16 protein-coding genes and 1 tRNA gene are annotated in these 13,728 nt (G+C 48.1%); 10 read left to right on the forward strand and 7 right to left on the reverse strand.

The window, feature by feature from the left end; translation table 11 throughout:
- Positions 1-535 precede the first annotated feature (535 nt).
- A complete protein-coding gene (locus ACOJS8_RS00005; protein WP_420146476.1) occupies positions 536-691 on the reverse strand; it encodes a hypothetical protein in 156 nt (51 codons plus the stop codon).
- A gap of 492 nt (positions 692-1,183) precedes the next feature.
- Here ACOJS8_RS00005 and ACOJS8_RS00010 point away from each other — a divergent pair, with 492 nt between their 5' ends.
- The 4 genes from ACOJS8_RS00010 (at position 1,184) to ACOJS8_RS00025 (ending at position 3,087) form a co-directional block, all read left to right on the forward strand.
- The gene (locus tag ACOJS8_RS00010) at positions 1,184-1,603 is read left to right on the forward strand and encodes a BLUF domain-containing protein (RefSeq protein ID WP_420146477.1); all 420 of its coding nucleotides are present in this window, start codon (positions 1,184-1,186) and stop codon (positions 1,601-1,603) included.
- 96 nt (positions 1,604-1,699) lie between these two features.
- On the forward strand, positions 1,700-2,140 hold the full coding sequence (locus ACOJS8_RS00015) for a response regulator (RefSeq protein WP_420146478.1): 441 nt from the start codon (positions 1,700-1,702) through the stop codon (positions 2,138-2,140).
- Positions 2,141-2,179: 39 nt separating this feature from the next.
- On the forward strand, positions 2,180-2,614 hold the full coding sequence (locus tag ACOJS8_RS00020) for a response regulator (RefSeq protein ID WP_420146479.1): 435 nt from the start codon (positions 2,180-2,182) through the stop codon (positions 2,612-2,614).
- A gap of 44 nt (positions 2,615-2,658) precedes the next feature.
- A complete protein-coding gene (locus tag ACOJS8_RS00025; protein ID WP_420146480.1) occupies positions 2,659-3,087 on the forward strand; it encodes a response regulator in 429 nt (142 codons plus the stop codon).
- 115 nt (positions 3,088-3,202) lie between these two features.
- On the opposite strand, the gene ACOJS8_RS00030 is transcribed toward ACOJS8_RS00025, so the two are convergent.
- Positions 3,203-3,553: a hypothetical protein gene (locus tag ACOJS8_RS00030; RefSeq protein WP_420146481.1), complete on the reverse strand. Its 351-nt coding sequence runs from the start codon at positions 3,551-3,553 to the stop codon at positions 3,203-3,205.
- 259 nt (positions 3,554-3,812) lie between these two features.
- Between ACOJS8_RS00030 and ACOJS8_RS00035 the strand changes: the two genes are divergently transcribed.
- Together ACOJS8_RS00035 and ACOJS8_RS00040 are read left to right on the forward strand one after the other, a co-directional pair.
- Complete coding sequence (locus tag ACOJS8_RS00035) at positions 3,813-3,947, forward strand: hypothetical protein (RefSeq protein WP_420146482.1); 135 nt, start codon at positions 3,813-3,815, stop codon at positions 3,945-3,947.
- Positions 3,948-4,118: 171 nt separating this feature from the next.
- Positions 4,119-5,342: a hypothetical protein gene (locus tag ACOJS8_RS00040; protein WP_420146483.1), complete on the forward strand. Its 1,224-nt coding sequence runs from the start codon at positions 4,119-4,121 to the stop codon at positions 5,340-5,342.
- Positions 5,343-5,746: 404 nt separating this feature from the next.
- Here the strand turns inward: ACOJS8_RS00040 and ACOJS8_RS00045 are convergent.
- Positions 5,747-5,819: transfer RNA gene (locus ACOJS8_RS00045), tRNA-Gly, on the reverse strand.
- Positions 5,820-6,001: 182 nt separating this feature from the next.
- On the reverse strand, positions 6,002-6,511 hold the full coding sequence (locus ACOJS8_RS00050; protein WP_420146484.1) for a KdsC family phosphatase: 510 nt from the start codon (positions 6,509-6,511) through the stop codon (positions 6,002-6,004).
- Between the two features lie 47 nt (positions 6,512-6,558).
- On the opposite strand from ACOJS8_RS00050, the gene ACOJS8_RS00055 reads away from it, so the two are divergent.
- The 3 genes from ACOJS8_RS00055 to ACOJS8_RS00065 all read left to right on the forward strand — a co-directional run bounded on the left by ACOJS8_RS00055 (position 6,559) and on the right by ACOJS8_RS00065 (position 9,919).
- Entirely contained in the window at positions 6,559-7,950 is a 1,392-nt protein-coding gene (locus tag ACOJS8_RS00055) for a methyltransferase RsmF C-terminal domain-like protein (protein WP_420146485.1), read from the forward strand.
- A complete protein-coding gene (locus tag ACOJS8_RS00060) occupies positions 7,947-8,984 on the forward strand; it encodes an alpha/beta hydrolase (protein ID WP_420146486.1) in 1,038 nt (345 codons plus the stop codon). Before ACOJS8_RS00055 ends, ACOJS8_RS00060 begins: the two co-directional genes overlap by 4 nt.
- Positions 8,985-9,103: 119 nt before the next feature.
- Positions 9,104-9,919 carry an enoyl-ACP reductase FabI gene (locus ACOJS8_RS00065; protein ID WP_420146487.1) on the forward strand — a complete coding sequence of 272 codons (816 nt, stop codon included), beginning with the start codon at positions 9,104-9,106 and terminating at the stop codon, positions 9,917-9,919.
- Between the two features lie 158 nt (positions 9,920-10,077).
- Here ACOJS8_RS00065 and ACOJS8_RS00070 read toward each other — a convergent pair whose 3' ends face one another.
- Together ACOJS8_RS00070 and ACOJS8_RS00075 are read right to left on the reverse strand one after the other, a co-directional pair.
- Positions 10,078-10,671: a dihydrofolate reductase family protein gene (locus ACOJS8_RS00070; RefSeq protein WP_420146488.1), complete on the reverse strand. Its 594-nt coding sequence runs from the start codon at positions 10,669-10,671 to the stop codon at positions 10,078-10,080.
- 117 nt (positions 10,672-10,788) lie between these two features.
- Positions 10,789-11,820 (reverse strand): alkaline phosphatase D family protein, encoded by a 1,032-nt coding sequence (locus ACOJS8_RS00075; protein WP_420146489.1) that lies wholly within the window; start codon positions 11,818-11,820, stop codon positions 10,789-10,791.
- A 293-nt stretch (positions 11,821-12,113) separates the two neighbouring features.
- On the opposite strand from ACOJS8_RS00075, the gene ACOJS8_RS00080 reads away from it, so the two are divergent.
- Complete coding sequence (locus tag ACOJS8_RS00080) at positions 12,114-12,854, forward strand: nuclear transport factor 2 family protein (RefSeq protein WP_420146490.1); 741 nt, start codon at positions 12,114-12,116, stop codon at positions 12,852-12,854.
- Between the two features lie 152 nt (positions 12,855-13,006).
- Here the strand turns inward: ACOJS8_RS00080 and ACOJS8_RS00085 are convergent.
- Positions 13,007-13,728: SbcC/MukB-like Walker B domain-containing protein (locus ACOJS8_RS00085; RefSeq protein WP_420146491.1), on the reverse strand; the 722-nt coding region annotated here is incomplete at its 5' end.

The raw sequence follows: 13,728 nt of genomic DNA on the forward strand, positions 1-13,728 counted from the left end.
GCAGTGCGTCTTTAGCTGGCTGTCGGTTCTGGTGGCTTAATAAATTAAACTCATGTGAAGCCGCCAGTTCTGCCAGAATTAGCTGGCTGGTTAGTGGCGAATGCAGAGAAAATCGCCAGTAGGGGATAAGCGGTATCAACATGGTATTGCCCCGGAAGTATTGATGCTCAACTGCTCGTAAGTCATAAGGTGTTCACAAGGCTAACCACTTAGTCGAAAAGGGTCAACAGACAGCGAACAGATAACTGATGAATAGGGGAGCGAACGCTTATCAGGAGTTTCGCTAATTTAATATAACAGCAGAGTAACTGTAGGGCTGTTCTCTGGCAGAATACTGTTCATTTGCAATTCAACAAGTCTTGTATCATCTGCTCCATCGACTCCCGACCTGTCGACCTGTTGAAGCGTTTGGGAGTTAGGCTCCTTATTCACTTGGTTTCCATTGGAAGAGCAAAAACATGCTGTGCACCAAAATCGTCTTGGTCAATACGTATCTATCGAAGTAGACAGGTAGTATAAGCAGCGACTTACAGACTTAGTCCTTGTCTAAACTCTTCTGAAGGCTCTTTACGGCCTTCTGCACTTCAGGGTTGTTTTGATAATATTGGCCAACTTGCCGCACGTAGGCCATCAGGAGTCGGTTGAACCTGTCGGGCGTCAATGAATCCGAATTTTTGCACTGTCGATCCATACGATTTTTTCGTTAGAGCTTTTTTCGACGTGAAACAAACACCTAATTATAGTTAATTATACGTAGGTATAAAATGTTTAACAAATAAGTATTTTATACTAAGTATAATTACAGAATAGGCCGATTTTTTTGCTTCTTAATTATTGGCCAGGTGAATGTCGGTTATGGGCTGGCTAAGCAAATCGCAAGGCTATAATACAAATAGGTATCATCGGCAAGTGGGCCTCATTTAAAGGCTGTTGAGCTAGTCTAGAAGAATTTTGGAGATAATGCGCTTATTTTAAGGCGCTTATGCCTAAGGAGAGTCAACCTGCCGTCTAGGTTGTTGTCGGAGGAACATTGGCAGCTTAATCAAGACCTGAAGCTTGATTGACTAAATGTAAACCTGTTTTTTGCCCATTTTTTTAGATTCACCAACCATTAAGTAAAACGGTCTCTACTCCGTTTTACGCGTCCAGATCATAAAGGCTTCTATTCTATCTTTGCTGTTCTATGGAGCAATGCATCGTTTATTTCAGTTCGGCCCCTAACCTTTCTCTTGAGGATCTCCACACGATTCTGACCCAGAGCCGATCAAATAACAGTCAACAGGGAATCACCGGTGTGATCCTCTACGTTAAAGGCAACATCATTCAGGTGCTGGAAGGAGAGCCTACAGCAGTTGAGCAGCTTTATCAGCGCATTCAGCACGATCCTCGCCACGGTCAGATAAGCACCGTACTCAACCGACCTATTATCCAGCGAACTTTTGAAAAATGGTCGATGGGCTTTGAAACCATTACTACCCAGCAACTGGAGGAGATCAAAGATTTAATAGACCTGGAAGGCACTCACGGCCGAGGGAGTCAGGCCAATGACCCTATTCTGCTGCGTACGCTTAAGGTTTTCTACCAAAGTAACAGGTATAATTAAATCAAGACGGGCGGTGTCGGCTAAAAAGCGCGCTGACTGATCCGTTTGTAAACATCTTTCCTGCATAAGCGGTTGGTTACCATAAAACAACTATTTATGGAAGAAGCCCCAATTGTCTTTATCGACGCTGATGAAGATGACCAGTCCATGTTTAAGAAGGCATTGATGGAGTTAGAAATCACTCATCCTGTGGTGGTGTTCAGCGAAGGCGTTGCAGCTCTGGAGTATCTGCAAACCACTAACCAACTGACATTTCTGGTGATTTCAGAGATCAGTATGCCGGGCATGAATGGATTAGAACTGCGTGAGCAGATCGAAAAAGACCCTCAAATGCGTAAAAAGTCTATTCCTTTTGTCTTCCTGACGTATCCCGTGGTCGACCACCTAGTGGAGCAGGCTTACGAACTGACCATTCAGGGGTTGTTTGAGAAGAAAATTAATTTTGCTGAGTGGAAGCAGCAGCTCAAAGCCATTATCGACTATTGGACTGAGTGCCAGCATCCCAAGCGCTTTGCCGCTGATCAATCTCTACAATGAGTGCCAAACTAAGGAAAGCCCTTAATTCGATTAAATAGTATGTCAGCTAAAGCGTCTCTCCAGATTTTAGTGATCGATGATGAACCCCCGGTCACCGATCTGCTCCAACGATTAGGAAAGCAGGTCTTTCCGGAGGCCACCTTTATTAGTGTTGATTCGCCCCAACAGGCGCTGAATTACTTGCAGGATAAACAAAAGCCTCAGCCTCAGCTAATTCTGCTGGACATTGACCTGCATCAGGCCATCAATGGGATCGAACTCCTGCCCCAGATTCGTCAGGTACTTCAAACGGTGGTACCCATTGTGATGTTTACCGTTTCCGACGCGCAGCCCGACGTCGATCAGGCCTACGCCGTGGGAGCAACCGCCTATACTAAAAAACCCGATGATCTGGAGGGCTGGAGGCACTACGTGGAAGTGTTAAGGAGCTACTGGTTTCGAACACATTTCCTGCCCGGCACCCCATCAGCCTGATGGTAAGCCGGTTTCGAACCACAACGACTCAACTATACCCAAGCATGGCGGCCAAGTTCCCTATTTTAATTATTGATTTCGATCGGACGATGAAGGTGACTTTAAGCTACGCTGCCAGGCAAAGTTTTTCTGAGGCTGAATTTATGCAGGTTTACGACCCAGCCCAGCTTCCGGCCTTTTTCGAGAAGTTCACGGAATACGCCCCTCGGCTAGTGCTTCTGGACATCAACCTGCGGCAACCGCTCGATGGTCTGGAGTGGTTGAGGTGGTTGCGCTCGCAGGAACTGAGCCGTAATTTACCCGTTATTGTCTTTACCCGCAGCGAAAACCAGTCCGATGTTGAAAAAGCCTATGCTTACGGCGCTTCATCCTTTACGCTTAAACCCTTCAGCCTGGCAGAATGGCGCGATTATTTGCGAATTCTTCGTCTTTATTGGGTGGATGTGGTAACCTTACCTCCAGGCATACGCTAGCCATCTCTGGCAAACAAGTGTTGGGGCTAATTTTGTTGGTTCTGACTTCACCGGGATTATCGTCATGGGTAGGGCGATCGTGTTTTTGGAGACACTGGGCTGCTTACGTAGCATGTCAATACAGAATATACCAGACAACTCCGATCAGCAGAACAATTATTCCGATAATGATCGGCACGATTGGTCCCTTATAAATTACGCCGGAATAATCTCCTGGCTGTTCCTTCTCCTCAATTCCTAATTTCTCATTCACTTCGGCAAGGCGCTGCCTGTTTCTGACCAATCTAGCCGCTATATCCTCAATGCCCCGGCGTGTAATTTCATCGGTAGGAGACGAAGCGCCTGAGTCAACAGAAGGGGTCAACGAAGTATTGGATGCACTGTTCAATATTGCCTCATCGTCAGCAATATCCTTTTCCAGATCCTCTTTTTCGATCTCAAGTAATTTCTGTTCCCGGTCATTCATGGCCTTCTGGTTTTAGAGCGTTTCTGAAAGAATAACCAGAAGTAAGATCATAGGTTTTGCTAGCACCAACGGTCTGGCAGGTCCAACAGAAACGAAAATGACAAAAGTGACCGCCAGATTGGCTATTTCTCAATTCTATCAGAATTCGACTCAAAACAGACAGGCTTCGAAACGGCCTGTTCAGACCTTTGTTATGTTCATACAGGGGGCGCTGAAAACCTGATCTAGAGTAAGCAAAAAACCAAAACACCCGACAACCATGAAACCTTTCCGCTATTTATCCGTGATGGCTATCGCTCTTTTCTTATTGACCGCCTGCGATCCTTCGAGTGATGAGGTCAAACCTAAAGCGCCCCAGGCGCGCAAAGCTCCACAGGCACGTATGATGTTTTAGTACGCTGCGGTAGCCGAGTGAGAAAGCAACTTGCCAGAGACAAAGGCAGGTTGCTTTTTCGTTTGGGTAAGGTCTAAGCCCTGAGTCCCCATATTCTGACTATTCATAAACCGGTTGGCTGTAAGTAGAAAATAGCCAGAACCAGCTATTGGTTGTACAAGAATCAACTTGATGAAACACTTACTTATACTTTTCCTTTTCGGCCTGGGGTGCATGGCCTGTCAGCCATCCGATCCTGCCAATCCGGCACCGCTGACTGGGCGGAGTGTGCTGGTCTATAGTACCAATTTTCCCGGAACGTTTGAGGTTACCGATTATGATGCCAATGGCATACCTACCCAGGCCAGGACGAGCATTGACTATCCTATGTACGTTACCCCAGCGGGCCGTTATACAAGTAGCATCCTACTGACCTATGACCCACTGCTACGTATCAAAAAGACGGTACGGATTTATGATCAGCTGGGTTTTCCTTCCTGCTGCCCTAGTTCTCCCCTGCACGATCCCGACCAACAGCTGGTCAACGAATATGAGTACTGGGGTAATACGACTAAAATCACCCATGAGCTTTCCTATTCCATCAACACCAAAAATGCTCAAACAAAGCCAATAGCCGAAATAGCCCGAACCTTTAATGAGCAAGGTCAGCTATTGCAGGAAAAAAATGGCACCAAACTCGTTTACGAAGCAGCTTACGACGCCAATGGAAATGTTGAGCAGGAAACAATATTTCCGATAGATGGCGGCTCGTCGTTTACTCGTCGCTGGAGTTATGATTATGATGCCAACAATCGAATTCAGACTCGGCGAGTCCTTGGCTCGGCCAGCTTTGAGACTAATCGCTACGATGAAAAAGGGCGTCTGGTACGCCAGGTGAGTACCTTGCCTTTGAGCGCTCCGTTTATACCCTCGTTTGATGCCGTGGGTCGATTGATTGACTACACGAGCTTTACCCGGGCTTCTGAACGTAGTACAATGAGTTTTTCTTATTTCAATGGTCAGTTCCGGCCCGATTCTCCCCACGTTCTCTCCTATGAGTATGTAGGAGACCAGACCCTGATTACCAATACTACTTACACTCTGTGGAACCCCTTGCCCGAGATTAGCCAGCCAGACTTTGACTTTACTCAGGTCGCCAGGGAGAAGCTGGTTACGGTTAAAGAAACCAAATGGCGACTCAATAAATGGAACAAACTTGATCAGGAGGAGTCTATCTATACCTATTACAGCGAACGGGTCGATCCGGCTAACCGGGATGCCACCTTTGCTTATGGAAATACGTATCGCTACGACGATTCAGGTAATGTCGTGAGTCATCAGGGCTATCGCATTTCGAATTACCAGAAAGAGCGTAGTGAATTTTCGGGTCCGGTGGCCCGCTACAAAACCTTTTAAGGGCCATTCGGAGGTAGCTGCTCCATGAGTACTCTTTATCCCTTTATCTACTGGCTCGTCCACGATACAAGCGCGGATGAGCCAGTAGGAACATGAAAATTGCCCTGCCAGATGCCACCAGAGCCACCAATGCCTAACCTATGATAAAACAATCACTTAATTGCTACTACTTGCTGCTGACGAAGCAACAGCGGTAGCTTTATGGTTCTTTTTTGAATTCCCCTGCAATCCTGGGCAGACAGCGGACGGGGTATAAGCAAAAAATAGAAGCTGATGGGTATAAGCGGATTTCATGAGTAAATACCTATGATGGCTCAACTCATCTTTCAGCCAGGATAGAGCGGAAATAAAATCAGTCACCTATTGACAACAATAGGTGACTGATTTATAGAGGGGTATGCCTGAGCGGGAAATGGGTCTCGAACCCACGGCCTGCAGCTTGGGAAGCTGCCGCTCTACCAACTGAGCTATTCCCGCTTACTAACGCAAAGTTGGATGATTAATCCTAAAATGTCAAGCCAGGGCGGGCGAGAGTCTGTGCCGGTTGATCCATCAAAATGAAATCATATCCAGCCAGGTGCGATCAGGTTTGGTCAAGTTATGCACAATCAAATGAATCATGCAGGAAGAGCAATCAACCATTATTCATTTCGTGTTCACTACGCCCACTTCCCATGTGCTCGCATGACCTGCTCAATCACGTCGCGAACGGCACCGCGTCCGCCAGGGTTAGCTGATACGTACTGGCAGATTGCTCGAACGTTATCTATTGCATCGGCGGGACAGGTACTTAATACGTTGGAACGGCTTAAGATTGGACAATCGGGTAGGTCATCGCCCATGTACAGAATTTCTGATTCATTAAGACCATCACGCGTTACGTAGCCCAGGTAAGCGTTTACTTTCTGGTCAGTAGGGCCGCCCATGAAAATGTCTTTCACGTCCATGTTTTTGAGCCAGTTCCGAACGCCGTCCGCATTCGATGACGACAGAATAGCGACGCGAAAGCCTTTTTTTATGGCCTGCTCAATGGCATACGTATCACGTATATGGACAGTGCGGAACCGCTCTCCGGAAGCCAGTAAATTGACACTGCCATCAGTCAGAACGCCATCGACGTCGAAAATAAAGGTTTTGATTTGGGAAAATCGGGTTTGTGTTGCTGCCATGCTGCAAGTTTAGTAAAATCCGCCCGACAGTTCCGTATTTTTGTAGAATGAATACTTCTCACTTGTCGCTGTCTGAGTTGCCGCTGGCTTTTCAGGAGCAGATGCAGGCACAGCTAGGCGCTGATTTTCCTGAATTTGGGGCGGCCTTAACGCAACCCGCGCCCGTAAGTATTCGTGTGAATCCGCAAAAGCCAGCCCTTGAAACGTCAGGTTTGGAGCAGGTGCCCTGGTGTTCTGACGGCTTCTACCTGCCCGAACGGCCGAGTTTTACGCTCGATCCGTTGTTTCAGAGCGGAGCGTACTACGTTCAGGAGGCATCGTCGATGCTGCTGGCCGAAGCGCTGAAGCAGACCGTGAACCTGAATCGTCCATTGCGGGTGCTGGATTTATGTGCGGCTCCGGGCGGCAAAAGCACGTTGCTGGTATCGGCTTTGTCGGACGATAGCCTGCTGATTTGTAATGAAGTGATACGTAGCCGGGTGTCGGTATTACGCGAAAATCTGGAAAAATGGGGCCGGCCGAACGTAGTAGTCAGCAATCATGATCCGGAAGAGCTGGACAAATTGGCGGGTTTTTTCGACGTAGTGCTGGTTGACGCACCCTGTTCGGGCGAAGGGCTGTTTCGGAAAGATCCGGATGCTATGCAAGAATGGTCGGAAGCGAACGTAGCGTTGTGTTCAGCGCGGCAGAAACGCATTCTGGCGGCAGCAGCTCCGTTGCTGGATGAAGGTGGTATTCTGCTTTACAGCACCTGTACGTATAACGACGCAGAAAATACTGACAACGTCCGTTTTCTGGCCCAGAATGGTTTTCGAAATCGTTCCCTAAACTTGCCAGCCGACTGGAACATAGTGGAAAAGAAAACGGATGGAGCCGTTGGTTATCAGTGCTATCCGCATCGGGTGCGTGGCGAAGGTTTCTTTATTAGCGTCTTTCAAAAAACTGCGTTTACCGCTTCGGTAAAACTGGATGCGCGCACGTTCCGAAGCATTCGGGCGCTACGTCCGCGTGAAACGGCAGCGGCTGCCAAATGGCTGAAAAAACCGTCCGACTTTTCGTTCTGGGAAAAACCCAACGGCGACGTAATGGCGTTGCCGAAAATCCTGGAGAAAACATTTCTGTTTCTGGACGTAGCACTTCGTAACAAAGGGTTTGGGCTGGAGATAGGGCAGTTTAAAGGGCAGGATTTTATTCCGTCGCACGCACTGGCTCTGAGTACCGCCATCAACCCGAATCTGCCCGCCGTTACGTTGAGTAAGGAAGATGCGCTACGTTACTTTAAGAAAGAAAATATTGCGTTTGACGAACCCGTGAAAGGATGGTTGTTAGCGCAATACAACGGTCTGAATCTGGGCTGGATGAAAGGCGTTGGCAATCGGGTCAATAATTATTTGCCGAAAGACTGGCGCATTCGAATGGACATAAAAGAATATGTATGAAACGGTTTTTGCTGATTGTTGGCTTGCTGCTGGCGGTGATGGTGGTTGGTTACTGGCTTGGTCCGTCGGTGCATTCTGACGAAGTCAAAGACGAGCCGATTGTGCTTGATCCTGACCTGCTTAAACTGGAACAGGCTATTCAGGCGTCGGAAAGCAATGTAAATTTAAAACCCGACAACGAAGCCCGCATTATCTGGGCCGATAGTTCGCGGAGAGTCAAAACGCCTTACAGTCTGGTTTATCTGCCAGGATTTTCAGCAAGCTGGGCCGAAGGCGACCCGATTCATAAACAATTGGCGCAGCATTTTGGGTGTAATTTTTATCTGGCGCGTACGGCAGGCCACGGCGTTAATTCGCCCGATGCGCTTCAGGAATTGACGCCAGCGATGTACGCGGCTTCGGCGGAACGGGCGTTGGCCATCGGCAAAGCGCTGGGCGATAAAGTAATCGTGATTGGTACGTCGGCGGGTGGGATGCTGGCGCTTTATCTGGCGGCTCACCATCCCGAAATAGACGGGCTGATTCTGTACTCACCCTGCATTGCCGTTGCCAATCCGGCCCTAAGGCTTATAACCATGCCGTGGGGGCAACAGGTTCTGGATCAGGTATTTCCTGACGAACACGTAACGCAAACGCACTACGATGGCGAGCGTTCCCGGTACTGGTTGCCCAAATACCACACCAACGGACTCATTACGTTGCAAACCATGCTCGATCGGTACATGACGCCCGAACAATTTAAGAAGGTGAGACAGCCGGTGTTTATGGGCTATTATTATAAGGACCAGGAAAATCAGGACAACGTAGTGTCGGTTCCGGCTATGCTTGAGATGTTTGATGAATTAGGGACGCCATCCAGCAAAAAAGAGAAAGTTGCTTTCCCGAACGCGGGCGCCCATGTGATTGCCTCTCATTTTACGTCGAAGGATTTAACCGGCGTCTATGCACATACCGAAAAATTTATGACCGACGTACTGAAGTTATCGACAGCGCCCCCATCGAAACCTTCCGTCATTCTTCGCCCAAAAAAATAAGTTAACTTTGGGCACAATACGTGAAGAGTACAGAATGAAAAGTGAAGAATAGTTATTGATAATCAAGGTGATTTTGTGTTTTATTTTTCATTCCAGACTCTACATTCTACATAAAAAATATGGCTTACGGATTACTGAAAGGAAAGCGCGGCATCATTTCGGGTGCCTTAAATGAAAGTTCAATCGCCTGGAAAATTGCGCAGCGCGCGCATGAAGAAGGTGCTACGTTTACACTGACCAACGCGCCCATTGCGATGCGCATGGGCGAAATTCGGCAACTGGCTGAGCAAACCGGCGCTGAAATCATCCCGGCCGATGCTACGTCGGTGGACGACATTACCAATTTGTTTACCAAATCGCAGGAAGTGCTGGGCGGTAAAGTCGATTTCGTATTGCACAGCATTGGTATGAGCCCGAACATTCGGAAAGGCAAAGCCTACACGGATTTGAACTATGAGTGGCTCAAACAAACGCTCGATATTTCAGCGGTTTCGTTCCATAAAATGCTACAGACGGCCTACAAACTCGACGCCATCAGCGAGTGGGGCTCGGTGGTAGCGCTGACGTACATGGCGGCCCAGCGGACGTTCCCATTCTATACTGACATGGCCGACGCCAAAGCGATGCTGGAATCGATTGCGCGGAGCTTCGGCTATCGCTACGGTAAGTCGCACAAAGTACGTATCAATACCGTATCGCAGTCGCCAACGCAAACCACGGCGGGTGGTGGCATTGGTGGATTCGATAAATTCTTTGAGTTTGCCGACAAAACGGCTCCTCTGGGCAATGCGACCGCCGACCAGTGTGCCGACTATGTCATTACGCTGTTCTCTGATCTGACGCGTATGGTAACGATGCAAAATCTCTTTCACGACGGCGGTTTCTCGATGACCGGCATCTCGGAAGAAATCATCGAAATGGTCACAAAAGAATAGAACACTACGTAGTAAAAACCGGGCCGCGAGTAGAGAATTTCTCTATTCGCGGCCCGGTTTTTTTATAAGGCTGGGGATTTATTCGTTATCCAGGCTATCGGCAAGTCCTATACTGATCATTCATTGCCGGTACTCTGTTCGCGACACGTATCTGGAGCTTATGCGCCAACTTTGCCTGTCTTTACGTCGCCCGCCCGTTCATAATGCGCATAGATAACCCCACTTGGTGTAACGCTGCTTTCCAGCAACGTAAAAGCGGCCGGAATGGGCCCGTCTGAGAACAACTTTTTCCCTTCGCCGAGCGTCAGGGGATAAATCTTGAGCCAGAGTTCGTCAATTAAATTATTCTTCAGTAACAGTTGAACAACTTCGCTGCTGCCCCAAACTTTAATATCCGACCCTTCTGAATTTTTGAGCGTTTTAATTGCTTCCAGACTATCGAAAAAAGATGAGTTTTGCCAATTAGATTCGTTTCTAGTCGTAGACAAAACGTATTTGTTGACCTCATTGACGCCCGGCCAATGATCAGCGTGTTCAGGCCAGTAGTTTTCCCAAATCTCGAATGTCTTTCGGCCCAACAGAAGATCGGCAGGTGTCATCAGCTTTTCCATTTCCTGATCAGAAACTTCATCTTCATAAGGGGCAACCCAGCCGCCGTAGTTGAAGCCGCCTGATGTATCTTCCTCCGGTCCGCCGGGTGCCTGCATAACACCATCTAAAGTGATCATGGAAATGACAATTATTTTTCGCATAGCACTGCTGTTTATTACGTTACAATTCTCGCCAATAAATAGGACTACATTGCAGTGTAAACGCGACAATAGCAGGGGCTGAATACGAAATGCGCGGTTGATTAACGTTGCGTATCGCTAAAATTTAAGTTCCTGGGTCAGATACGTAGCGCCTTCATCGCCGTTGATGCGGACGGCAGCGGTGAGGGGTTTGGCGTCCCAGTTTATGGTAACAAGGCCATAATTCAGTTTGAAAACAACCTCACCCACGCGGTACTGATTTTTTTCTTCGCGCGGTTTTCCAACGTGAGTCAGCCCACTGCTGGTAATGTCGAATAAATCGTAGGGCAGCCCCGGTAGGTTCAGTTTTGATACTTCGGCAATGTGCCGGTCGCCACTAATAAAAAAAGCACCTTTCGGCTTTGTTTTGCTGATCAGATCGAGCAGGCGCTGGCGGGAAGTTGGGAAATTGCCCCATTTCTCATAGATGTGATCGTTGGGAATCACCTGAACACCGCTGCCAATAATGTGTACATCAGCGTCGGAGTTGGTTAACTGTTGCTCCAGCCATTTCCACTGCGTTTCGCCCAGCATATCACCCGATGGATCTGCTACGTTCGTTTTGCCGTCGGCACCGCCTTTTTTCAGCGGGTCGCGGAAGTAGCGGGCATCCAGCAGAATTACTTTTACGCGCTTGCCTTTGGGGCCATATACATGCGCCGAATAAGTACCCTCCTGAGTACGTAGCGGACTCGTGGTTGGTACGTCCAGAAAATCCAGCATAACTTGTTGACTTTCCTTCCGTTTCGGGTATTCTTTGCCGCCATCGTTCACGCCGTAATCATGATCGTCCCAAACCCCGATGATCGATGCAGACTGCCGAAGTTGCTGATAAACCGGATTGGCTTTCTGCATGGCGTACTTGGCACGTAGCGTATCCATATTTTCCGAATCGCCGTAAATATTATCGCCCAGCCAAATCCAGACGTCGGGTTTTTGCGCTACTACGTCGTCCCACAGCGGTTGGGGCAAACTCTGTCGGCTGCATGAGCCGAAGGCAATGGTTGTAACGGGTTTCTGCTGCGCCACGTTCGATGTACCGGATTTTGGCGTTCGACAGCCTGTAACTAGTAAACAGCCAAGGAGATAGGAGAGAATGAGGTTTTTCATCAGGACAGGTTTGGTTTTCCATCGTAAATGTAAAAAGGTCAGATCGTATCCAGCGTGATTTCAAGATTTGTTAACTTTACCGCCCTGAAAGTTATCGTCACATATCACTCTTGGAACGCCAGACGTAGCAGCTAATCAGCCATACTACGTTTGGATCAACGCTGCCCGATCAGGCAGTCGTTTCCCCATTTCTTACTGAACAATTTTTTACGTCTCGTGCGAGTCATAATGTCCTTCACGCTATGTCAGGGCCTGGCTTTCACGGGATTTCAAACCAGTTATAACTTTCAGACATGCAACAGGAATCAATTAATAAATCCATTATTCTCGACTTCTACCGACGAGCCGTCGGGCAGGGAGACATTGCCTTTGCGGAAGAAATCATTGCTGAAGATTATATCCAGCATAGCCCACTCGTAAAACCGGGAAAAGCGGGGTTGCTGGAAGCCCTCAACTACATGAAACAAATGCCCAAACCTGCTGCTACATCGGCGCCATTTATGCGGCTAATTGCCGAAGGCGAGTACGTAGTGACGAATATGTGCTTCGAATGGGATGGGAAACAGAAAGCTGTCCTTGATTTATTTCGCTTACAAGATGGCAAAGTCAGTGAACATTGGGACGCCATGCAGGATAAGCCTGAAACCAGCCTGAACGATAACGCGCTGATGGATGGCCCAATGCCACTTGACGACAAGCTAGTAACGGCGACAAATAAAGAGGTGGCTCGGGGATTCTTTCAGCGAATTTTTGACGAACGAAATCTTGATAACCTGACCGATTTGGTAGCAAGTGATCTCGTTCAGCATCGTCCTGAAATCGCGAACGGACTTGCCGGATTAATAATATACTGGCAGAAAAATAGGGACGTAGCAGAGAGCGCCCGTCTTCAACGAATTATTGGTGAGGCTGATTTTGTGGTGATTCAGTACGATGCTACTCTTGCTGGGCAAGCGATTATGTTCTATGATGTTTTTCGGCTGAGTGCAGGGAAAATTGTAGAACAATGGGGATTGCAGCAGGCTATTCCCTAGCGTTCAAGCTCTATTTTTGTCATTTCGAACGTAGTGAGAAATCTCTACTTTACGAACGAGCAACTTGAGATTTCTCACTATGTTCGAAATGACAAAAAATGTACTGTTTTAGGGGGTGAGCCTCAGCGCTTCGTTTGCTACGTATCACTACATTACTCTTCCCAACTCCGTATAATTCGGCTGCCGTTTTCCGACGCTACGGTGCGGATATACGTATCTACTTCCTGCTGCAACTCCTCCACATGCGAAATGATGCCTACCACGCGGTTTTCGGAATGTAGCGCTTTCAGCGTTTTGAATACTGTTTGCAGCGAATCTTTGTCGAGTGTACCAAATCCTTCGTCCAGGAAAAAAAGATTTTGCCGGGCTTTAGTGAGGTGCTGAATATTGTCGGACAGGGCCAGCGCTAGCGACAAAGCGGCCTGAAACGTCTGCCCACCCGAAAGCGTTTTTACACTACGTACTTCGCCACCGTTGAGGTAGTCGCGCACCAGAAAATTATTTTTGTCGTCCAGCTCAAGCCGCAACTGATTGTTGGTCAACTTGAAAAAACGCTCGTTCGCTGATTCGCAAAGGTTTTTCAAATAGACCGACGATACGTAGTTGACAAATCCCTGCGCCCGGAACAACTCGTCCATTTTCTTCAAATCCTGCTGACGTAATACCAGGTCGTCGTACTGTTTCTGGTACTGCTGTTTCTGGACCCACTGCGCTTCGAGCGTCGTCAAAATTGTCGTGGTTCGGCCATGCTCTTTGTTCAGATGATCTTTTTCGCTCTGTAACGTAGCAAGTTGATTCTGAGTGGTTTCGAGCGCTGCCGGATCGAAGGGCTGAGCGGCCAGTTCATGCTCAAGCGTTTCGACCTGTTGTTTCA

This window comes from Spirosoma sp. (genome assembly GCF_048594605.1).
In the GTDB taxonomy this organism is placed as follows: domain Bacteria; phylum Bacteroidota; class Bacteroidia; order Cytophagales; family Spirosomataceae; genus Spirosoma.